Annotated in this window: 23 protein-coding genes, 1 tRNA gene and 1 pseudogene; 4 read left to right on the top strand and 21 right to left on the bottom strand. The window is 59.5% G+C overall.

The annotated features are described in order from the left end of the window. Window positions 1-5 precede the first annotated feature (5 nt). Window positions 6-81, top strand: a tRNA-Lys gene (locus M0D69_RS18425). Between the two features lie 102 nt (window positions 82-183). On the opposite strand, the gene M0D69_RS18420 is transcribed toward M0D69_RS18425, so the two are convergent. The 9 genes and pseudogenes from M0D69_RS18420 to M0D69_RS18385 all read right to left on the bottom strand — a co-directional run bounded on the left by M0D69_RS18420 (window position 184) and on the right by M0D69_RS18385 (window position 6,592). Then, the gene (locus M0D69_RS18420) at window positions 184-672 is read right to left on the bottom strand and encodes an RloB family protein (RefSeq protein ID WP_301783390.1); all 489 of its coding nucleotides are present in this window, start codon (window positions 670-672) and stop codon (window positions 184-186) included. Between the two features lie 17 nt (window positions 673-689). Continuing rightward, a pseudogene (locus tag M0D69_RS43795) lies at window positions 690-854 on the bottom strand (RloB domain-containing protein); the annotation flags it as partial. Beyond that, complete coding sequence (locus M0D69_RS18415) at window positions 829-2,280, bottom strand: ATP/GTP-binding protein (protein WP_301783389.1); 1,452 nt, start codon at window positions 2,278-2,280, stop codon at window positions 829-831. The pseudogene M0D69_RS43795 and the gene M0D69_RS18415, both read right to left, overlap by 26 nt. A gap of 534 nt (window positions 2,281-2,814) precedes the next feature. Next, window positions 2,815-3,087: a hypothetical protein gene (locus M0D69_RS18410; protein WP_301783388.1), complete on the bottom strand. Its 273-nt coding sequence runs from the start codon at window positions 3,085-3,087 to the stop codon at window positions 2,815-2,817. Between the two features lie 180 nt (window positions 3,088-3,267). After that, window positions 3,268-3,681: a type II toxin-antitoxin system VapC family toxin gene (locus M0D69_RS18405; protein WP_301783387.1), complete on the bottom strand. Its 414-nt coding sequence runs from the start codon at window positions 3,679-3,681 to the stop codon at window positions 3,268-3,270. 9 nt (window positions 3,682-3,690) lie between these two features. Then, entirely contained in the window at window positions 3,691-3,948 is a 258-nt protein-coding gene (locus tag M0D69_RS18400; RefSeq protein ID WP_301783386.1) for a type II toxin-antitoxin system Phd/YefM family antitoxin, read from the bottom strand. Window positions 3,949-4,534: 586 nt separating this feature from the next. Further along, window positions 4,535-4,675 carry a hypothetical protein gene (locus tag M0D69_RS43790; protein WP_367619727.1) on the bottom strand — a complete coding sequence of 47 codons (141 nt, stop codon included), beginning with the start codon at window positions 4,673-4,675 and terminating at the stop codon, window positions 4,535-4,537. Continuing rightward, a complete protein-coding gene (locus M0D69_RS18390; RefSeq protein WP_301783385.1) occupies window positions 4,672-5,151 on the bottom strand; it encodes a helix-turn-helix transcriptional regulator in 480 nt (159 codons plus the stop codon). Before M0D69_RS18390 ends, M0D69_RS43790 begins: the two co-directional genes overlap by 4 nt. Window positions 5,152-5,446: 295 nt before the next feature. Further along, on the bottom strand, window positions 5,447-6,592 hold the full coding sequence (locus tag M0D69_RS18385) for a glycosyltransferase (protein ID WP_301783384.1): 1,146 nt from the start codon (window positions 6,590-6,592) through the stop codon (window positions 5,447-5,449). 353 nt (window positions 6,593-6,945) lie between these two features. On the opposite strand from M0D69_RS18385, the gene M0D69_RS18380 reads away from it, so the two are divergent. Further along, a complete protein-coding gene (locus tag M0D69_RS18380) occupies window positions 6,946-7,374 on the top strand; it encodes a DUF3293 domain-containing protein (RefSeq protein ID WP_301783383.1) in 429 nt (142 codons plus the stop codon). A gap of 58 nt (window positions 7,375-7,432) precedes the next feature. On the opposite strand, the gene M0D69_RS18375 is transcribed toward M0D69_RS18380, so the two are convergent. The 6 genes from M0D69_RS18375 to M0D69_RS18355 form a co-directional block, all read right to left on the bottom strand. Further along, complete coding sequence (locus tag M0D69_RS18375) at window positions 7,433-7,765, bottom strand: DUF4148 domain-containing protein (RefSeq protein ID WP_301783382.1); 333 nt, start codon at window positions 7,763-7,765, stop codon at window positions 7,433-7,435. A 254-nt stretch (window positions 7,766-8,019) separates the two neighbouring features. After that, on the bottom strand, window positions 8,020-8,193 hold the full coding sequence (locus M0D69_RS18370; RefSeq protein ID WP_301783381.1) for a hypothetical protein: 174 nt from the start codon (window positions 8,191-8,193) through the stop codon (window positions 8,020-8,022). Between the two features lie 26 nt (window positions 8,194-8,219). Next, complete coding sequence (bamE, locus tag M0D69_RS18365; RefSeq protein ID WP_301783380.1) at window positions 8,220-8,774, bottom strand: outer membrane protein assembly factor BamE; 555 nt, start codon at window positions 8,772-8,774, stop codon at window positions 8,220-8,222. Between the two features lie 43 nt (window positions 8,775-8,817). Then, on the bottom strand, window positions 8,818-9,735 hold the full coding sequence (locus tag M0D69_RS18360) for a peptidoglycan DD-metalloendopeptidase family protein (protein WP_301783379.1): 918 nt from the start codon (window positions 9,733-9,735) through the stop codon (window positions 8,818-8,820). 466 nt (window positions 9,736-10,201) lie between these two features. After that, window positions 10,202-10,306, bottom strand: a complete 105-nt coding sequence (locus tag M0D69_RS43785) for a YadA-like family protein (protein ID WP_367619726.1) — start codon at window positions 10,304-10,306, stop codon at window positions 10,202-10,204. A 356-nt stretch (window positions 10,307-10,662) separates the two neighbouring features. Then, complete coding sequence (locus M0D69_RS18355) at window positions 10,663-11,322, bottom strand: VTT domain-containing protein (protein WP_301783378.1); 660 nt, start codon at window positions 11,320-11,322, stop codon at window positions 10,663-10,665. Between the two features lie 204 nt (window positions 11,323-11,526). On the opposite strand from M0D69_RS18355, the gene mutL reads away from it, so the two are divergent. Together mutL and miaA are read left to right on the top strand one after the other, a co-directional pair. Then, the gene (gene mutL, locus M0D69_RS18350) at window positions 11,527-13,518 is read left to right on the top strand and encodes a DNA mismatch repair endonuclease MutL (protein WP_301783444.1); all 1,992 of its coding nucleotides are present in this window, start codon (window positions 11,527-11,529) and stop codon (window positions 13,516-13,518) included. Beyond that, entirely contained in the window at window positions 13,515-14,453 is a 939-nt protein-coding gene (gene miaA, locus M0D69_RS18345; RefSeq protein ID WP_301783377.1) for a tRNA (adenosine(37)-N6)-dimethylallyltransferase MiaA, read from the top strand. Before mutL ends, miaA begins: the two co-directional genes overlap by 4 nt. Window positions 14,454-14,506: 53 nt before the next feature. On the opposite strand, the gene pyrF is transcribed toward miaA, so the two are convergent. The 6 genes from pyrF to araG form a co-directional block, all read right to left on the bottom strand. Then, on the bottom strand, window positions 14,507-15,322 hold the full coding sequence (pyrF, locus tag M0D69_RS18340; RefSeq protein ID WP_301783376.1) for an orotidine-5'-phosphate decarboxylase: 816 nt from the start codon (window positions 15,320-15,322) through the stop codon (window positions 14,507-14,509). Window positions 15,323-15,383: 61 nt separating this feature from the next. Beyond that, complete coding sequence (locus M0D69_RS18335) at window positions 15,384-16,493, bottom strand: aldose 1-epimerase (RefSeq protein ID WP_301783375.1); 1,110 nt, start codon at window positions 16,491-16,493, stop codon at window positions 15,384-15,386. A gap of 221 nt (window positions 16,494-16,714) precedes the next feature. Further along, a complete protein-coding gene (locus tag M0D69_RS18330; protein ID WP_301783374.1) occupies window positions 16,715-17,581 on the bottom strand; it encodes an SMP-30/gluconolactonase/LRE family protein in 867 nt (288 codons plus the stop codon). Beyond that, window positions 17,578-18,369 (bottom strand): SDR family NAD(P)-dependent oxidoreductase, encoded by a 792-nt coding sequence (locus M0D69_RS18325; RefSeq protein ID WP_301783373.1) that lies wholly within the window; start codon window positions 18,367-18,369, stop codon window positions 17,578-17,580. Before M0D69_RS18325 ends, M0D69_RS18330 begins: the two co-directional genes overlap by 4 nt. A gap of 17 nt (window positions 18,370-18,386) precedes the next feature. Continuing rightward, window positions 18,387-19,379, bottom strand: coding sequence for an L-arabinose ABC transporter permease AraH (araH, locus tag M0D69_RS18320; protein ID WP_122175204.1), 993 nt, complete (start codon window positions 19,377-19,379; stop codon window positions 18,387-18,389). Window positions 19,380-19,407: 28 nt separating this feature from the next. Beyond that, window positions 19,408-20,925, bottom strand: coding sequence for an L-arabinose ABC transporter ATP-binding protein AraG (gene araG, locus M0D69_RS18315; RefSeq protein WP_301783372.1), 1,518 nt, complete (start codon window positions 20,923-20,925; stop codon window positions 19,408-19,410). Window positions 20,926-20,958: the final 33 nt, after the last annotated feature.

The raw sequence follows: 20,958 nt of genomic DNA, 5'->3' as shown, positions 1-20,958 counted from the left end.
TCTTTGGGTCGTTAGCTCAGCTGGTAGAGCAGCGGACTTTTAATCCGTTGGTCACAGGTTCGAATCCCGTACGGCCTACCAAAGACAAGAAGGGCTCAGCGAAAGCTGAGCCCTTTTTCTTGCTCCGCAATTCTTAAAATTGTTGGGTGTTTCAAGCCGCCAGATCTGTCCCACCCATCGCCTTTAAGGCAGCTTCAAAGCAAGAAGCGCCGTCACTAGCAGGTGGACCTGCGTACTGGGATTCCTCTCGCCCGTCGCTTCAGCATCGGCCAATGCAGTAGCTGCGTGCTCTAATGCCCCTTCCTGCTTACTTCGCAACATCGCATACAAGTCCTCCGCGCCTTTGCTGTACTTGCGGTCGTGGTTCCGTCGTATCTCGGAACCTACCGCATCACAACTCGATCTGCCACGCGTCGGGTAGTATGGACTGCGACTGTACTTATGATGAAGCAAGACCCAATATTCAAAGCACGGCCACGAAACCACCAGCTCGATCGGCGTGCCCTTTTTTTGCAAATCCTCCACGAGAGCGACAGCAGGTTTAAATTTTGTGTGCCCATCCCGGTCAATGACACAAAACACCTTGTCAAAGCGGTCAAATTGCTCCTCCTCGAACAGTTGGAGCGCGTACTGAACGACCGACATAGGATCGGAGCCACACTCCCCCCACAAACCTTGACGTGAGCCGTCGGCAACCGCTCAATGTTGCGAAGACCGTTGAAGTAATTCGGCTCAGTAGCTTCACCTTCACAAACGATTAGGTAACGCGGCTTCTGAGGTTTTTCGCGCTTCTGCCGAGCGAGGGAAGATGCACGCTGAGCCTTCCGCTTATGGAACAGATTGTCGCTGCCCATGGAGTTCCAGATCCTTCAAAAATGGGATCGCGCCATATCGGCCAGTGAGGTAGCCTTTTTCGACCGCTTCCTGCTCCCTGACGCTGAAATCGCCCAAGGAATACAACTTGGTCGCTTTTGAGGGCCCCTTATCTACAAACCAGATTTGGTCACGTCGCAAAATGCGCTGGCTCAAGATGCTTGTATCGTGAGTCGTAAAAATGAGCTGCGCCTTCGTGCCAACACGATTAAGAGACCGTACCAACTGATGGACTATCAGCGGATGCAGACTGGTGTCGAGTTCGTCTACGAACAAGACCCTACTGTTATCGAGCACGTCTATCCACGGCCCCGCAAATGCATATAGCCCGCGCGTACCGTCCGATTCCAACTCTTGGGCCAGCCCAACGAGTTCACCTGACTCCGGTTCCCTATGCAGGTATGTGACGTCGTGAAAGGTACGATCTTTCATGTTTTTCACAATGTCTTCGCGTACCGACGCCGGCAAGTCCATAGGCAGGGTATCGGGAGTGAAGCTGCGCGGAGACACAGTTAGGTCTTCAACGCCCAAATCGGCCAGATTCAAAAACGATACAACTCGCTTTCGCTTCTCAGGATCCTGGACGCACATACGACTTGTATAGCCTGACGTAGCGAACAGCTCCGCTCTTCCCAGCGTTGCAACCCGTTTTTGAAACCAATTGAACACCGGCTTCAACTGCTCGTTGTTCAGCAATATTGCGGTCGACAGAAAGAGAGCGTTATCGCGGGTCTGTGCTTTCCAATCCGCTCGCTTGCGGCCGCCAATAAATGAAGGACTGAATTTGTAGGCATAAGCACCGGTTGAACTGTCAAACACACGGTGATACCACTTCTGCATATGACCGTTTGGATACGCAAACAGCCATTCCTCTACGACCCTCTCCTTAGTAGCAGCAAACCCAAATTGATAGCGTACGCCGTCCTCAATTACGGCGATCTCAAACTCGCTTGGCATATCACGCGTGGACGCAGCCAACCTGAACGGCTCCACACTCACTTCATCGTTAGCTTGCGCGTCCTTCGCCGAGTCCATCACGAAAGTTTCGACGAAGTTCATTGCTTGAATCACCGTCGTTTTGCCAGCGGCGTTCGGACCGTATATGACAGCGGTGCGTAACAATCGAGGAAAATCATCCCCCAAACCGGCATCGAAGGTGTTTGTCTCCTCTAAATCTCTGAAATACCGCGATGCGGTCATGCTAAGCGTCTGACGCTCCCGAATCGAACCGAAGTTCTCGACGCTAAATTGGATAAGCACCATTTCTCCCGAAAAACAACATTCTTTGTTGATTCTCGCGTTTTTTGTGCAGATGTTCAACAAAAAAATATATCTTTTTGTCGTCTCATCGCCGTCGCGCCCCTCGACAAAAGGAGCAAAGGGCGCGCCGCTACCTCGTCGGATCAACCCTACCCGCTATGGAAAAGACGACTCGCGCAGTCGAGCAGTCGGATTCCCGACTTCGGCCAGCGTCGAAATGGTTCCAGGAAGCCATTGACGGAGCCACAGAAATGCACCAGAACGAAGAAATACGGAAGGAAGTCGCGCGCAGGCTTTTTTAAATCTTCGACCTCATACGCGCTCCGCAATCCGCAACCACGCCTTATTGAGCGGGGCATACACGTCCCCACTTCACAGTCAATTGCGGTGCATAAAACATTGGTGTAGCTTTGTTTTCATTTATGTTTTATGCGGACTTTTAATCCGTTGGTCACAGGTTCAAATCCCGTACGGCCTACCAAAGACATAAAGGGCTTAGCGTTCGCGCTAAGCCCTTTTCCATTTTCAGTTCTGTGTAGGCATCTCCCATCAGCGCGAGTCAATCTCGGCGCGACGGCTGTTGATGCTTTTGCAGCAACGAGCCTCACGACGTTACCCTGCGCCGCGGGGCGGAACCACGGGAATGACTGGCGCTCGGTTTTCATATCCTCGCCGTGACCGTTACAACTCGCTCTCGCGGATCACCAACGCCGCTGCGCGCCGATAAATCCTGCCCAGAAATCCGCTGCGATCCGCATCGATTGTTACCGTTCCCCTCAGCCGTTTCGTGATCGGCGCGCACGGCCCGCTCGGCACGAGCGTCGCGCGATAGATGGCTGACTCTGGCACGAGCTTGCCGTCGCGATCCTTGCGCACCGCCATGCCGCCGCCGTTGACTGAGGCAAGATCCTGGACGTCGAGCACGCGCACTGACGCCGTGCCGACGCTCGCCACGCTCAGAGCTCTACCGGCGCATCGCCGTTCTCCGGATAAAAACGGCCGCTCGCGCCGGCATGCACATGACCCAGATCGGACTCGCCGAGAAGAAGCTACTGCGGCTTTTGCCGTGCCGTCACTATTCCAAAGCCTGATCGCAGGGGATTTCGACGGTTCGCGAGCCACATCGGAATTCTTTCACCCTTGTTTCGATTCGAACGGATTGAGCACGTCAACCTCGAAGTGTGCGAAATCGACGATATTGCGTGTCACCACGGTGAGGTGGTGCTGCTTTGCGGTCGCCGCGATCATCGCATCCTCATACAGCGTGTCAGAGCGCCGATGCATGAGGCGCGCCCAGAGCCGAAAAGTCTCAGCATCCATGGGCAGCACATTGTAAGAGACTGAGACCAGATCGACCCACTGCTCGATTTCGTCCGCCTTGGCGGCGTCCTGATCGCGCGTGAGTTCGATACCGGCCTGGATCTCGCCCAGGGTCACGGCCGACAAATGCAGATCGCTATCGGACGTCGACTGCAGCCAGGCGACTACCGCGTCGTGCGGACGAGGCCGGCGCAGTTCGGAAATGACATTGGTGTCCAGCAAGTACATGCGGCCCACTCAGCGAATCGGTACAACGCGCCGACGCCGTGCGGCACCGCGTGCAGGAACCAGGAACTCCGTGCGCGCGACGTCCGAGAGCAACAATTCCTTGAGCGACGGCTTGGCAGCCGCATGCAGCCGCCGCCATTCCGCGGCGGGCACCAGCACCGCCGCTTCGGTGCCGCGCTTGGTCACCATCTGTGGCCCGTCCGAGAGACAGGCATCAAGGAATTCACTGAAACGCGCTTTGGCGTCCTGTACCGGCCAAGTTCTCACGAATAACTCTCTAGACTAGTCATCTGACTAGTCTACTACAAAGAGGGAATTCCCGCATTCGGTCTGCACCGGCCTCACCCTCGCCGAGATGATGGAACAATGCATCGCGACAGCGCTCGTCATTTCTGGACATCGTCTTCCACGCTATGCATTAGGATTGGCTCGTGGTGCGCGATACGATGGTGCAGCCAGGGGCACCCTTTAATTTGCAAAATCGACCACTGGACCGCCGACTATTAAAAGATGAGACACCGATCAGCAATGGGAGCTGATTGCAAAGGGATCAGTTGCGCGCAAAAAGCGTTTTAAGCGAACGACACCCGGCATTCGAGTGTCTCTGCCAAGTGCTCGGGAGACAGATGCGCATAGCACATCGTCATTGTCGGACTGTGATTTATCCGGGTCCGTCAGATTCGGGGAAACGACAAAGTCGATCTCGCCTTCAGGCAGGAGCAGCTTCACGAATTGCGCGTGCTCCCCGTACTCGCTCGTGATGTCCGAGGCGACATCGCTGATTCGCGGATTCACGAAACCCATGCGGATAGAGCACGAAAATATCGACGTCCTTGCTGAGCCGATGGCCGTATCAAAACATAAGTACGGTGCCGCCACCGAACGTCCGGAATGGATCCGACCGGCCGTGTTCCGCAATTTCGTCGATGAGCGTGAGCGCACGGCCAAGCAAGCATTGCCACGGCCCGGCCGGTAATGGATCAGGCGTCGTCATTCCCACACTCTCCGGTACAGATGCAGGTCTTTGGACCACGTCGCGAGGTTCTTCCAGATCTTCTTTGGCGCAATGCCAGATGATCTGGCCGCCTCTTTGACAGCTTTGACGACGACTGGTACAGGTACTTCGTCAAGAATGACGGAAACCTGTGACTCGCAGCCTGGTGGAATCTTGCCCGTCGTGAGCGCACGAGCGAGCTGGGTCTCCGTCAGCTTGCCCATGTAGCTCACGTTGGCGCTCACTGACGCCTTGAACAGCCCCTTCTGGTTGGGCCTCGGCTTTGCCGTCAGTTCGATCCCAAGAACGCTGAGACGCGGGATGAGCTTGTTGATCGCCAGATCCTTCACTTTGCCGGTTTCAAGCTGGTTGACTGTGAACCGGGAGAGCCCACTAAGCTTTGCGAGCTGCGCCTGCGTCAGGTCGAGTTCCGCCCGCCGTTTCGCGACCGACCGGCAAATCTCGTAGAGCTGCATGGATCACCTCTGCGTCGGGACGGAAGAAAAAACACCACATTGAATCTAAAATATATCCTACATATTTGGTGAGTGTTTCCGGTTCGGATTGCGATTCGCACGGCGTGCTTGCTGGGTTTTTCTGTGTGTCGTGCGACCCTTCCATCGGGCGTTCCACTACGCACAGACGACTCATGGACTCGCGCTTCGGCCGCTTCTCACGCGACATCATCCCGCCCCAACAGGTTGCGTATGTGCGGCTGAACCTACGAAGCGGCGACGCGCCTGTTCCGATAATCCACGCCCCGCTGTCACGCTAAGCGCGCGCAAGTGGCTCGACTTGTTCACCCGACTCTGCGTGGCGCAGCATCTGATGAGTCAGCATGACATGCTGCAGGGCGAAGCCACGCGTTGTCAGATCCTTCGATACCAGCTCCCGCTGCGCGCGCCGAATCCGCTCGCTCGTGCCTTCCGGATCCGCACCCAACGCGGCGACAGTCTCGCGCAGGCTCTGTGCATCGTGGACCGGTACGTAGGAGACGGCGTCATCGGAGAAATAGTCCGACAGGCCGCCGATGCCCGTTGCAACCACCGCCTTGCCAGCCATGACGGCTTCCAGCAGCACCGTAATACCCGATGCATGGTGATTGGGATGAAGCGGCACAACGATCACATCGGCCCACTCGTAGAGCGCACGTTGTTCGGCCAACCCCGATACCGGCGCGACAACAATGTTATCCGCCCGGTCAGGACGCGCGACTTTGCGCTGGGTCGCCAGCCTCGCGCTAAAGCGCTTGTCGTTTTCGAATGCAACCATGAAGGTCTGCCAATCACGGTCTCGATCGTTACCAATGGCTGCGACGCGCAAGGGTTCATGAGGGCGCCACTCGGACACAGGCTGCAGCGGAAAGTCGTCCGTACTGATGCCGTAAAGCACCACCGTTGCTTCGCGGTTCCAGAATTTTTTCGCTAGCGCGGCATTGTCGTGAGTATGCGTCGTCACCAAGTTAGCGCGGCTTAACAGCTTCTTGAAGACAACGCGCTTGAACACGCTAAGCGATTCCCATATATCCAGCAGCCACACGCTTTGCGCAAGCAGAAGCGGTTTATGCGGTCCACGCTTGAGCATGAGCAATAGCGCCGCCGATAGATACTCGCGCTCCGTATGCGTCCAGATCACGTCCGCTTCAAGCAACGCTGAGCGGTTGCGAAACGTATGGATGAAATCGCAGCCGAGAAGCGCTTTCAAGCCGCGTCGGATCGTACGGAGAACGCGTCCTTCGGGGTGATCCTTGGAATACGAAAGCGCCATCGATTCCGACTCGGCGTAGTGATAGCCGTACAAGCATCCGACGTTCTCGTCCTTGCGATACCAGCTCGGATCGACGCCATAGTAAAGGTGAACGTGAACGTTAGTCGGCGTGCTCTTCACGGCCTCTTTCGCCAGCATCTGCGAATCCATGTGTCCCTCCCATGTGTCCCTCGATAACGGCGCCTGTCAGAGCGCTCAAGTGCAATGAAAGAAGCATCGTACAGGCGCCCGGTGACAAGCTGAACACCCGGTCGCCGGACATTCGCGTTGAGCGATGGGTAGCCCACACAGCGACCTTTGTCGCATCGACACCGTGTGTTCGTCAACGCGCACAATGGATAGTGGAACTCTGCTATGTCGGGCGTTTTCACCGAATGCTTGACGCGCAAGACCCGTATGCAACGCCGCACGTTTCCGGTCTGATACGATTTCCACAAAATGCAGCAGGCTTCGTATCAGAAGGCGAGCCCAGCCGGATTCGGTGCTGGCGCAAGGAGATTGACATGCAGCGCAATTCGGACATCGACCGGGACACACTCCGGGCTTACGAGGAAACGCACTATCGCGTCCTGGGCGATGCCCCTGCGACGCTGCGAATAGGGATCCCCAATCCCGCCCTCGCTGAACTTCATCAGGCCTTTAGCGTCGATTGCAGCGCGTTTGTGACCGCGGCGAATCCGTTTAGCGCGTTGATCGATGCAAAGTCCAATGCGCTCCGGCAAACCGCGCTCGCAGATGAACTCCACCGCGAGGGTTTGCGGTTTATCGAAGGGATAGGCGAGCATCCGTCGGGACAATGGCCGGGCGAACCGAGCTTCCTGATCCTGGGCTTACCGCTGGACGCGGCGAAACAACTCGGCGCGCGACATGCGCAAAACGCGATTGTCTGGTGTGGCGCGGACACTGCACCTCAATTGATCCTTCTGCGATAAACCACGCAAGGGCGACTCGCGACTCATGCTGAGCATGAACGAGCCGTCCATGCAGCCATCAAGAACCTGCATAGATATTGCAGAAGCTAACCGGTCCCACACAGGCTTGGTGGCTCGGGCTGCCGCCGATCGCGACACGCGCCGAACTCGCGCTCGACCCTGCCGCCACGCCGCCGTATGCCGAAGCGCCTTGCCTGGCCTGCGCAACCTGATTGGTGTAGATACGTGCCACATCCGGATACGAAGTATTGCTAACGAGTTGTGAACCGTTCTGCTGCGCTTCAACGAGTTGCTGGTGGACTTCGGCACGGGTCAGGCCTTGAGCTTGAGCAAATGCGCTCGACGATGCAAGAACAGCAGCGGACATCACGAACAGGGCAATCTTTTTCATTTTCGACTCCAGAGTGTTTAACGGGTTGGTACTAGGGCGAACCCATTTTTTTCCCGTCTATTCCGGATGATTCGAAAATAATGTGCGCGTGGCTACGGTAAGGTTTTTAGAACATGCGCCGAGTCGTACACGCCTCGGGCGCGTGCACTGCCTGCACCCGCGTCGTGTCACTTCGTCCGGCGGTGCATCCCAGGTATGCCCGAACCCGCATTCCCAGTGCAGGGGCGTAGCGGCATTGGCGTAGAGCACCGATATCAACCGCCCGCCGCGCTGACGCCGCCGTCCCATGAATGACCGCGCCCGCATTGCCAGAGCGCATCGTCCCCCTCCAGCGCCCTCGCCCGGTCCACGCGATGACGCGCCGCCAGCGCCGCCAGCACCATCAGTGCCTCGCGCTCATGCGCGTGTTTTGATTTTTGATCGTGCATTGATTTAGCTGTGCCCCGTGCCCCGCTCAATGCTTGCCGCCACCTTCTGCTTCGGATCGCGATGTGGTCGTCACAATGCCATCCGGGCCGAAATGCGCGTTGAACATCGCATCGCGTGTCACGCCGCCCTCTTCCCAATGCCAGCTCCACACGCGCTCTTTCTTGAGCGGATATTCGGCGATGGTCGTCGGCTTGCCCAGCAGCCGGCGCACTTCGTCCTGCGTCATGCCCGGCCGTACCTTCGCGATGTTTTCCGCCGTCAAGACCTGCGTGACTGCGACGAACTTGCCGTTCGCATCGATATCGACAAAATAGGTGTTCGTCCCCGCCGGACCACGCGGATATTCAAGACGCTTCGAACCATCCGTATAGTTTCTCGCCGTCTCCGGTTCGCCCATCTGATCGCGGATCTGCGCCTCGGTCGTCACGCCGGGCGTCAGATCCTTCAGCAATAACGTGTCCGGCTTGACGGCGTTGAACAACGCTTTCAACTTGTTCATGGCGTCCTCGCTCTGCTGCTCATTGCAGCCAGTGAGCAACACGGCAGCCGTGCACGCGGCGACAAGCATGAGTCGTTTCATGTCCGCGGCCCTCTTGATGCACGCACGCTGCGTGCGCTGTTCGTCATCCCGCCTTCTTGAGCGATGGAACCGGATCGACGGCCTGCCCCGACTTGCGCAGTTCGAAGTGCAGCAGCGGTTTATTGCTCGGCCCCGTCCCCATTTCCGCGATCGGTGCGCCCTGGCGCACGGTATCGCCTTCCTTCACCAGCAGCTTGCTGTTGTGCGCGTAGGCCGTGAGGAAGTCGCTACCGTGCTTGACGATGATCATCTGCCCGTACGCGCGCAAGCCACTGCCCGCATAGACGACCCGTCCGGCTGCCGCGGCTTTCACCGGCTCGCCGAGCTTGCCGCCGATATCGATACCCTTGCTGCCGCCCTCGCCGAACTTCGTGATCACATCGCCTTGTGCCGGCCACGCAAGCCACGCGCCCTTCGAGTTGATCGCGGGCGTGCTGGTGTCAGGCGCAGTGCTGCTGTTCGCCGTAGTCGCCGGCGCGCCGATAATCGGCGGCCCCGACTTCGGTCCCGCGGCCGACGAAGCCTGTTTGCTCCCGTCGTCGGTGCTCGCGGTGGTTGTACCCGAAGGCGTGCTGCCTGGCGGCGCAACCCGCAGCAACTGGTCGATGTTGACCTGCTTGCTCTCTGGCAGGTTGTTCCACTTGATGAGATCAGATGGGCGCTGCTTCTGCGCGCGTGCGATGCCATAGAGCGTATCGCCGGGCTTCACGCGATAAAACCCCGGCCCGGCTTCCGGCTGCACGGGCGGCGCGATGGCGGCCCCACCCGCGGCGGACAGGGTGCCCGGCGGAGTAGTGGGAAGCACGATGGGCGGTGCTCCGCCGCCCGTCGACCGGTCGACGATGGGCGCGGGCGTGAGCGCCGACGAGCACCCCGCCACGCCGATGGAAACGAGCGCACCCAGCACGCCCACCCGGCCGATGACGGCCCATCCTGAATTGCCTGAACGCGATACCGCCATGCTTGCCGTTTTCCCTGACTTCCTGTTATCGATATTTCCGGGCTGCACCTGAGCGCTCAGAACCGCATGCCGGCTCCGCATCCGCCGAAAGCCCCGCCGTTCGTCGCGCTACCGCCACAGCCAAAAATCCCGCAGCCGCTAACCAGCGCGGCCACACCCACCGCTATCGCCGCCAACTTCAGACGACGCAACATACCTGCTTGTTCCCGCATGAGCTTCCCGCCTTGCTCTTCGCCAGCATAAGACATTTAACGTTTGTTCATGATTTGCCGCAATCGTTCCTGCCGCCCGCTTGATTCCCGCCCTTTCAAGATTTGGCATTCTAACCTTTTACGTTTTCACGGCGAAGACGCGTGCGGGTTGCAAAACCGTGCGTGCGCCAATCAAGAAAGGGCGATCCGACTATCCGGATCGCCCTTTCTTTTTACAACCGCTACAACAAGTTCAGTTTTCTAAAACCCTTCGATCAAAACTCGTAGTCAGCATGAGCACGCACGCCAGCATCGCCGTTTTGCGTCGCTGCGACCGCGCCGTTCACCACCCAGCGGCCATTCAGCGAGCGATGCGCCACGCCTGTTCACGACTGATTTGAATGACTTTTTCATAATGATCTGTATTCCTAAAAGTATGCCAGGTTTCTTGACTGAAAACCGGTTCGGAACATTCCGAACCGGTGCTTTGTTTGGATAGGCGCAGTCCTAGAGAACGGTGCATGGGTTGCAACAGTCTCTTACGTTGGGAAAGGACGTAAATGCGGCCACAGGATGCGAGAGGAAAGAGATCCGCCCAGACGTGCGCCCAGACACGCCATCGGATTGATCAAACGGTTTGAGCGTGGTCGTGCGGTCCGCGAACACGCTCGGTTTCCAAAGTGCCAAACAAAAAGCCGCTCGAGAGCGGCCTTTCGGGTTCGATCCACACCTTCTTTTATTCGCTGGCTTTACGCCGCATGACTTTCCACAACGCGCCTAGCGCAATCGGCACGATTGCCGCGCACACGCCGACCAGCGCAATCACATTCAGATACTGGCGGATGAACGGGATATTGCCGAAGAAATAACCGAGCAGCACGAGCAACAACACCCAGATCAGCGCGCCAAGTATGTTGAACAATTGAAAGCGCGATGCCTTCATCGTCGATGCACCTGCCACGAATGGTGCGAACGTCCGCACAATAGGCACGAAGCGCGCGAGCACGATGGTTTTGCCGCCGTGCCGTTCGTAAAAACCTTGCGTCTTGCGAAGCGCTTCGCGATCGAGGAAACGTTCGAGCACCGGAATGTGGGTATCGAAGACCTTGGGGCCGATCGCGCGGCCGATCCAGTAATTCACCGTGTTGCCGAGTATGGCCGCGATCAGCAGCAGCGCAATCAGCGCGCCGAGATCCATCGATCCGCTCGCCGCAAACGCACCGCCAATGAACAGCAGCGAGTCACCCGGCAAAAACGGTAACACCACCAGCCCGGTTTCGCAGAACACGATCAGGAACAGCACGGCGTACACCCAGGCGCCGTAGTGCTGAATGAAGAAACCGAGCGATTTGTCGATGTGGAGAATAAGAGTCAGGAATGACAGCAGCGTATCCAAAAGGAAACCTCGAGCAGGATGGAGTTAGCGACAGATTAGCGGCGAATTATTAACAATCGATTAGCCATGCCAGCAGGTGCATCGATTGAGATAAAACAATCGCGCCATGATACCGAAACTCGCCGCCGCGCAATTCGCGCTGAGTTGGGGTCTCGCAATCAGGCGTGGAAATCGGCGGCGCGCGTGAAGCTTTATAATTTCGGCATGCCCGATCTCATCGACTCATCCGACACGATTTCCGATTCGTCCGCCCCCGCCGCGCGTGCGCTGCGCGCCATTCAGCCGCTGCCCGACCAGCTGATCAGCCAGATCGCGGCGGGCGAAGTGGTCGAACGGCCGGCGTCCGTGGTGAAGGAACTGCTCGAAAACGCACTGGACGCGGGCGCGTCGAGCTTGCGGATCATGCTCGACGAAGGCGGCGTGAAGCGAATTGTGATCGTCGACGATGGCTGTGGCATCCCGCCTGCCGAACTCCCTTTGGCCTTGCTGCGCCACGCCACCAGCAAGATCCGCTCGCTTGCCGAGCTCGAAGCGGTGGCGTCGCTCGGCTTTCGAGGCGAAGCGCTGGCGTCGATTGCATCGGTGGCGGAGCTTTTCATCACCAGCCGCACAGCCACGTGCGGGCATGCCACGCGTATCGATGCCCAGACCGGCGCGATCTCGCCGGCGGCCGGGACCATCGGTACCACCATGGAAGTGCGCGAGCTGTACTTCAACACGCCCGCGCGCCGCAAGTTCCTGAAAAGCGAGCAGACAGAACTCGGGCATTGCCTCGAAGTAATCAGGCGCGTGGCGCTGGCGCGGCCCGATATCGCGATATCGGTGATTCATAACGGCAAGGCCGTCGAGCACTGGAACGCGTCGGACCCGGCCACGCGCGTGGCAAAAATTCTCGGCGATGTCTTCGCCACCGCGCATCTGCCGCTCGACGAGCGCGCCGGACCGCTCGCCGTGTATGGCTGCGCCGGCTTGCCAACCGCGAGCCGCGGCCGCGCCGACCAGCAATACTTCTTCGTCAACGGCCGTTTCGTGCGCGACAAGCTGCTCACGCACGCCGTGCGCGCCGCGTACGAGGACGTGCTGCACGGCAACCGGTATCCGTCGTACGTGCTGTTCCTCGATTTACCGCCGGAATCCGTCGATGTGAACGTGCATCCGTCGAAGATCGAAGTGCGTTTCCGCGACTCGCGCTCGATCCATCAGTACGTGTTTCATGCCGTGCAGCGGGCGCTGGCGCGTAACGCGGGGGCATCGCCCGAGACGACCGCCGGCGGCCACGCCGCGCAATTGCAGCCGACAGGAATTGCTTCATTCAGCGCACGTCCTTACGCGGGCGCGGGTCTCGGTGCGCAGAGCAGCGATTCGGCACCCGGGCAAAAAGGCGACAACGGCACGAACTGGCTGCGGCAATCGCGCATGACGCAGGGCAACTTGCCGGTCGCGCAGCCGCTGGCGCTGTACGACGCGTTATTCGGCCGGCGCGATGTGAACGCCGGCACGCCGCAGGGCGCAACGCTCGCCGCCAGCGTTAGCTCCGATACTTACTCGCCAAACCAGGCCAGCGCACCGCTCTACGCCGCGATGCCGGGTGCGCCGGATATGGTCGCCGATGAACAGCCGCTGGGCTTCGCGCTGGGCCAGATTCACGGCATCTACGTGCTCGCGCAGAACGCGCAGGGGTTGATCATCGTCGACATGCACGCGGCCCACGAGCGCATCCTGTACGAGCAGTTCAAGAACTCGCTCGCTGACCGGGCGATCGCGGTTCAGCCGTTGCTGATTCCGGTGACGATGAGCGTCGATGCGGTAGAGATGGGCGTGGTCGAGGAAGAGCGCGAAGTGCTGGACGCGCTGGGGTTCGATCTGGCGATTCTGTCGCCGGGCTCGATTGCGATCCGCGCGGTCCCCGCCCTGCTGAAAGATGCCGATCTGCAGTCATTGGCGCGCGCGGTGATTTCAGACTTGCAGGCGTACGGCGGCTCGCGGGTTTTGACCGAGCGCCAGCATGAATTGCTGGGCACGCTCGCGTGCCATCACGCAGTGCGGGCGAACCGGCGGCTGACGCTCGACGAGATGAACGGGCTGTTGCGCCAGATGGAAGCCACCGAGCGCGGCGACCAGTGCAACCACGGCCGTCCGACGTGGTTCCAGCTAACGCTCGGCGATCTCGATCGACTTTTCATGCGCGGCCAATGAGCGCGCCGCGTATTGCGTGTTTGCTGGGACCGACTGCATCGGGAAAGACGGCTGCTGCTCTCGCTTTTGCGCAACGTCGGCCGGTGGAAATAATCAGTGTGGATTCGGCGCTGGTTTATCGCGCAATGGATATAGGCACGGCAAAACCGACTCAGGAAGAGCGTGCGCTGGCGCCACATCATTTGATCGATATCATCGATCCGACCGAGTCGTATTCGGCCGCGCAGTTTCGGAGCGATGCGTTACGTCTTGCCGCGGAAATTGGAGGGCGGGGCCGCGTTCCGCTATTGGTCGGCGGAACAATGTTGTATTACATGGCCTTGACGCGCGGACTGAACGATCTGCCCGAGGCGAATCCAGCTATCCGCGCTGAACTCGATGCACTAGCGGCGCAAGATGGCTGGCCGGCAATGCACGCGCGATTGATGGTGGTTGATCCCGAAACGGCATTGCGGCTCGCGCCACACGATTCCCAACGCATCCAGCGTGCGCTGGAGGTCCAGATGCTGACGGGCAGAACCCTGTCTGCCATATTGAAAGACCCGAAGAAAACCCAGGAAGGCGAGCCGGAATTCGTTCCGATCGCGTTGGAGCCATCTGATAGAAGTGTGTTGCATGCACGGATAGAGAAGCGCTTCGACGCAATGCTCAAGGCTGGACTAATAGAGGAGGTCGAGGCGCTACGCGCACGCGGCGACTTAACGCCAACGATGCCATCCATGCGCTGCGTGGGATACCGGCAAGTCTGGGAATACCTGGAGAGGAAAATCGACTACCCGACAATGCGCGATAAAGGCGTCTTCGCGACGCGTCAGTTATGCAAGCGCCAGTTGACGTGGCTGAGAAGCATCGAGGATCGAAAGATAGTGGATTGCACAGCTGAAGGCGCCACCGAAGCGGCGCTGGAGCAAATACAGAAGGTTATAGGGCGATAGCGCCGCCCGAGCGGGAAAGCTTCATCCCGCAACAGGCCTGAGCGTACAAGCCATCAAACAACCGCGTTAATAGCGTCCCGCGTCCGTCGCGCCGCCTCAGCCGCGACGTCAGCAAAATCATCTCCCTTCCCGGCATAAATAATCGCGCGAGAAGAGTTGATCAACATCCCCGCTTTACCCGAAGAATCCCGCCCGGCGCGAACAGTAGCCTCGACATCGCCACCTTGAGCGCCGATACCCGGAATCAAAAGCGGCATATCGCCAACAATAGAACGCACCGCTTCAATTTCGCGGGGAAACGTCGCGCCAACGACCAATCCCAACTGCCCGTTGGCATTCCACTTCTCAGCGGCGAGCTTCGCGACCACTTGATAAAGCGGCGTTCCATCGACGGAAAGAAACTGCAGATCCGAGCCACCGGCATTGGAGGTGCGGCACAAAACGATCACGCCCTTCCCGTCATGTTCCAGATAAGGCTGAACTGAATCGAACCCCATATACGGATTAACCGTGACAGCATCGGCTTGATATCGATCGAAGGCTTCAATGGCATATTGCTCGGCGGTGCTGCCGATGTCGCCCCGTTTGGCGTCCAGAATCACCGGTAAGCCCGGATGCTCGGCATGAATATGCGCAATCAGCCGCTCCAGCTGATCCTCTGCCCGGTGCGCGGAAAAATACGCAATCTGCGGCTTGAAAGCGCAAGCGAACGGGGCGGTCGCATCAACAATTTCCCGGCAGAAATCGAAGATCGAATCAGCGCGGCCGTTGAATGCGCCCGGAAACCGGGAAGGCTCGGGATCGAGCCCGACACAGAGTAACGACTGGGTCCGCGACCACGCGGCGTTGAGCGATTCGATGAAAAACATAGGCATCCGGGGCGAGAGGGCAAATGAGCGATCCCGCATTTTAGCGCGCTCAAACGAAGCGCTATCGAACGGTCGCGGCTGTCTTGCGTGCTTTCTGCCCCGCAGGCTGTTTAGGCCGACCACGCCGTTTCGCTTCCCCCGACCGTTCGACGGTAAAGCTGAACTCGCGCGTCAGGCTTTCGCCCGGCGCCAGCACCGTCATGCCATGCGCCGCGCCGCCGCCGGGCAGATTCACCGCGTTGATCGGGTGATCGACGGGTTCGAAGCAGAAGAAATCCTTGCCTGCCGGCGCGTACAGCACGTAGTAATCGGTATCGGCGCAGATGGTCAGGGACAAACGGCGCTTTGGCCACATCACGCTCGTGCGCCCGCTCCACCCTGTGAACGCGTTATTCACCATCGCAACGGGCATGGGGTACGCCACGCCGAATTGCCATGCGGGCGGCGCGGGAACATGCCGGACCGGGAGGAAGTCATCACCGCAGAGCCATATGCCATCGGCTGCGGCGGACAACTCGGTATCGGCTTCGCGCGTCAGGAACGGATGCAAACCGAGCCCGAACGGCAACGCCTCACGCCCCGTATTCTCGATAAAAAGCGTCACCACCAACGTCGCGCCCTCGAGCATGAACGACTGGGTCGCCCGATACGAATACGGCTTGCCCTTGCGTCGATCGAGCGTGAGGCGAACATGCGTCGAGCTTTCGGATGCGACATCCCACGCGCCGAGCCAGCCGTCGCCATGCAGCGGCAACGGTTCGCCGGGCCGGTTACACGGCACATCGACACCACGGCCGAGAAACTGAAAGCTCCCGCCGCCGATGCGGTTCGAATACGGCAGCAGCGGATAACACGCGAGTTCGTTCGGATCCGTGGCCGCAGTGGGTTCGAGACATGGCCGGAAGATCGGCACGAGCGCGCCGTCGCTGCGCCAGTCAAAGCGCGTGATGCCACCACCGAGCGCGGGCGCGATATTGAGGCGCAATTGCGCGTTGGCGAGCGTGATGCAACCGTCGACACCCGCGCCGCCCATGGCGACGACCGACGTAGCCGGCCCCGGACGAATGGGCGGCTCGGTCGCGGCAGCGAGCTTCGAACGGCGGGTATTTGCTGCGGGACGGGACGATGCCGGCGGGGCCTTGGTGCCTGCTGCTGAACGTGCAACGGTCATGTGCTTGTCTCCGAGAGGCGAACGATCCCGTGGCCGTGGCGTACAACCTCAGCGTGTCCGGGAAAATGTGGGCAGCGCGTCGTGCGCGCCGCCTCGTGTTTTATTTGCAACGTGATGCGGGTCCGGGCGTGACTCCCGGTTCAAGCATTCGACTCGTCCGCCGCGCCACGGCGCTCCGGGGCGCTCACCGGAGCCGTCCTCCGACGAGCCAAATCCAGCAATCATTCCCCGCCAAACACCGGCTCGGCGATACCCCTTGCCGCCGGCGTCGCGATAAACACCGCGCCCGCCTGCAAATCTTCCTGCAGCGCGTGCGCATCCAGCCCAATCCGCGCGCTCGTGATGTACAGCGTGCCGAGTTGCGTGCCGCCAAACGCGACACAGCTTGGCTGAGCGGTCGGAACGTCGATGCGCTCAGTTTCCCGGCCATCGGCGTCATAACGCACGACGCGCCTGCCGCCCCACTGCGCGTTCCACAGGCCGCCATCGCGATCGACGGCGGAACCGTCCGGCTCGCCGCTTGCATCGGTCAACTCGACAAACACGCGCTGATTCTCGAAAGAATCGTAATCACACACGCGAATCACGCGCTCCGGGGAATCGCAGAAATACATGCGCGATCCGTCCGGACTGAACGCGATGCTGTTCGAGATCGCGCACTCGCCGAGCGGCAAACGATCGAGCGACAAATCCTGGTTCAACCGATAAAACCCGCCGATCTTCTCCGCCTTCGCGACATCGTGTTTCGTCCCGAATACAAAGCGGCCTTGCCGGTCGCATTTGCCGTCGTTGATACGGGTCGGCAAATCGGCCTCGACCTCCGTGATCGTATCGATCGTGCCGGTCTTCAAGTCGAAAAACGCCAGCCGCGATGCCAGGCCAAGCAGCAGCACATCAGCATCGGCGCATAACGCGAAGCATGCAAGCCGTTCCGGCATGGTGAAGGAAACGCGGCTGGCATCGCGTGGATCGTAGCGCCACAAACGCTCGCCTTCAATATCCGTCCAGTAAAAACGCCCGGTCGCCGCGCACCACGTCGCGCCTTCGCCCAGCGCACATTTGCTGTCGATCAGCAGATGCGCTTTCATGCCCAGCCTCCGTCAATCACCACTTCCTGCGCGGTCATCATGCTGCTGTCGTCGGACGCCAGGAACAACGCGGCGCGCGCGAGATGCACGGGCAGCAATTCCGCATCGATGCACTGGCCTTCCTTGATCGCCCGCTTGCCGGCGTCATCGAGCCATAAGCGGCGCTGTTTGTCCGTCATCACCCAGCCCGGCACGAGCGTATTCACCCGGATATTGAACGGGCCGAGATCGCGCGCGAGTCCATTCGTCATACCTTGCACGGCCGCTTTTGCGGTCACGTACACCGGAAAACCGCCTTGTTTAAGCATCCAGCTAATCGATCCCAGATTCACGATCGACCCGCCGCCGAGTTGCTTCATGTCTTCAATCACCGCTTGCGCCGCGAAAAACTGGTGGCGGATATTCACCGCGATTCCGGCATCGTAGAACTCGGGCGTCACGTCCTCGATCTTGTGGCGTTTGTCGTTCGCCGCGTTGTTCACCAGCACGCCGATGGGACCGAGCGTGCTGCGGACATCGGCGATGGCTTTCCTCAACGCGTCGATATCCGTCAGATCCACGCGCAAAAACGCCGGCCGGAATTGCCCTTCGGCCAGATCCGCACCGAGTTGATCGGCCAGCGCTTCGCCCGCATCAGTGTCGATATCGAAGAACGCGACTTTTGCGCCCTGATCGAAGAAATGCTCGACGAACGCCGCGCCAATCCCCGTCGCGCCGCCGGTGATCAGCACCACTTTTCCGGCAAGGCTCGGATAGCGTGCGAGGGTTTTATCGACTGAACTGGCCATCTCTTCCAACCTCTCTTTTAGTCGCGCGAACCGCGATTCTTCAACTGGTCGAGCAGCACGGCGGCAAGCAGGATCGCGCCGCGCACGAGGTACTGATAGAACGCGTCGATGTTCATCAGGTTCATCACGTTCTCGACGGTGCCCATGATCAGCACGCCGATCACCACGCCCGAGATCGTCGCGCGACCACCGAGCAACGACACGCCGCCGAGCACGCACGCGGAAATCACGTTGAGCTCGAAGCCTTCCGCGGCGTTCGGTTGCCCCGACGTGATCCGCGACGCCAGGATCACACCGGCAAGCGCCGCCACCGCGCCCTGGATCAAGAAGATCCAGACGCGCGTGCGTTCCACATTAATACCCGCCAACCGTGACGCTTCCGCGTTACCGCCGATAGCAAGCGTATTGCGCCCGTACACAGTCTGATTCAGCAGCACGCCGAACACGATAAAACACGCCAGCGTGATCCAGATCGGCAGCGACACGCCGAACAGCGTCAGCCCGCCGAGCTCGATAAACGTCTCCGACGACACGCCCACCGCCTGCCCGTGCGACACGATAAAACCCAGCCCGCGCACGACTTCCATCGTAGCGAGCGTAGTAATCAGCGCGTTGATCCGCAAGTACGCGATGACCGCGCCGTTCACGAAACCGATTACCGAACCCGCCGCCACTGCCGCAATAATCGCGATAAACGTATTGCCCGTGGCGTTCAACACCATCGCGCAGAGCACGCCGGCGAACGCCACCGTCGAGCCCACCGACAAGTCGAAATCGCGCGATGCCAGGCAGAACATCATCGTGCAGGCGACCATGCCGATCTGCGAAATCGACAGCGCGAGGCCGAGCATGTTCTCGATGGAGAAGAAGTGCTCGACCGAGAGCGACATCGTGATGAACATCACGATGAAGATCACGATCAGGCTGTATTCGGTGATCTGTTGCCACCACTTCTGCTTATCGTTTTTCGACGGCACCAGCGTGTTGCTTATGTTTTCCCTGACTTCCATGATGTCCTCCAATCTCCACTTTTTTGCTTCAGGCTGCTTGTGCAGTCGGTTCAGATTGCACAGGCAGCGCGAGATTCAGCACCGATTGTTCGTTCGCTTTCCCGCGTGGCAATTCGCCCGCGACCCGCCCTTGCCGCATCACCACGATCCTGTCCGATACTCCCAGCACCTCCGGCAACTCGGACGAGATCATCACGATCGCGCAGCCGCGTTCGGCCAGTTGATAGATCACGTGGTAGATCTCGTGCTTCGCGCCCACGTCGATGCCGCGCGTGGGTTCATCGAGGATCACGACTTTCAGCTCCGGCTCCGCGAGCCAGCGAGACAGAATCGCTTTTTGCTGGTTGCCCCCGGAAAGGAAACGAATCTTTTGACGGCGGCTCGGCGTCTTGATCTTCAGCAACTGGATGAAACGATCAGCGGTTTCGGCTTCTTTCTTGCGATCGAGGAACAGCCCGGCGCGCAAGTAATGCCGGCGGCACGAGATGTTGATGTTCTCGGACACCGTCGCCATCGCCACGATGCCTTCCTCTTTGCGGTCTTCAGGACACAGCACGATGCCGTGCCTGATCGCTTCGCCGGCGCTGCGGATCTTGATCTGCTCGCCATCGAGCGTGATCGTGCCGGCCTTCTTGCGGTCCGCGCCATAGACGAGGTGCATTAGTTCGCTGCGCCCCGCGCCCACCAGTCCGAAGAAGCCGACAATCTCGCCGCGGCGCACTTCGAAACTCGTCGGTTCACGCAGCGCGTGGCCTTCCACGTTCTTCACGGCGAAGCGCACATCGCCGAGCGCACGTGGCTTGTAATCGTAGATATCGGAAATCTCGCGGCCGACCATTTCCTGCACGAGCGTATCGCGCGGGACTTCGGCGAGATTGGGGTGCGAGGCGATCTTGCGGCCATCGCGGAAAATCGTGCACGTGTTGCACAACTCGTAAATCTCGTCCATCCGATGCGAGATATAGATCAGCGCCCGGTTGTCCGCCTTCAGGTCGCGCACGAGCTTGAACAGCACTTCCGTCTCGCGATGCGACAGCGACGACGTGGGTTCATCGAGCGCAATCACGCGCGCATTGCGCAGCAGCGCCTTGCAGATTTCCACCATCTGCCGTTGCGCGATGGAGAGTTTCTTGAGCTTCGCGTTCGGATCGAGATCGACGCCCATTTGCATCAGCCGCTCGCGCACATGCTTTTTCGCTTCGCGCTTATGCACCCAGCCAAACGTGCTCGGCAACGCGCCGAGCAGCAGGTTTTCGGCTACGGTCAGATCGGGCACGTACTGCAATTCCTGGTGAATCACCGCGATACCCGCCGCGATCGATGCCGCCGCGCTCGCGAACTTCACCTCGTTGCCATCAATCAGAACGCGCCCGGAATCGGGCTGATATTCACCGCCCAGCACTTTCAGCAAAGTCGATTTGCCCGCGCCGTTCTCGCCCATCAGGCCGTGCACTTCGCCGGCGTTGACGTCGAACGACACGCCGTCGAGCGCGCGCACGCCTGGAAAAACCTTACCGATATTGTCAAAACGCAGCGTCGCTGACACATCGCCTCCTTGGAATTCGTGCGGACCGCGGCG

This window comes from Caballeronia sp. SEWSISQ10-4 2 (genome assembly GCF_030464885.1).
Lineage (GTDB): Bacteria > Pseudomonadota > Gammaproteobacteria > Burkholderiales > Burkholderiaceae > Caballeronia.
The sequence above is the reverse complement of the archived record's forward strand: the minus strand, read 5'-3'. Positions and strand labels throughout refer to the sequence as shown.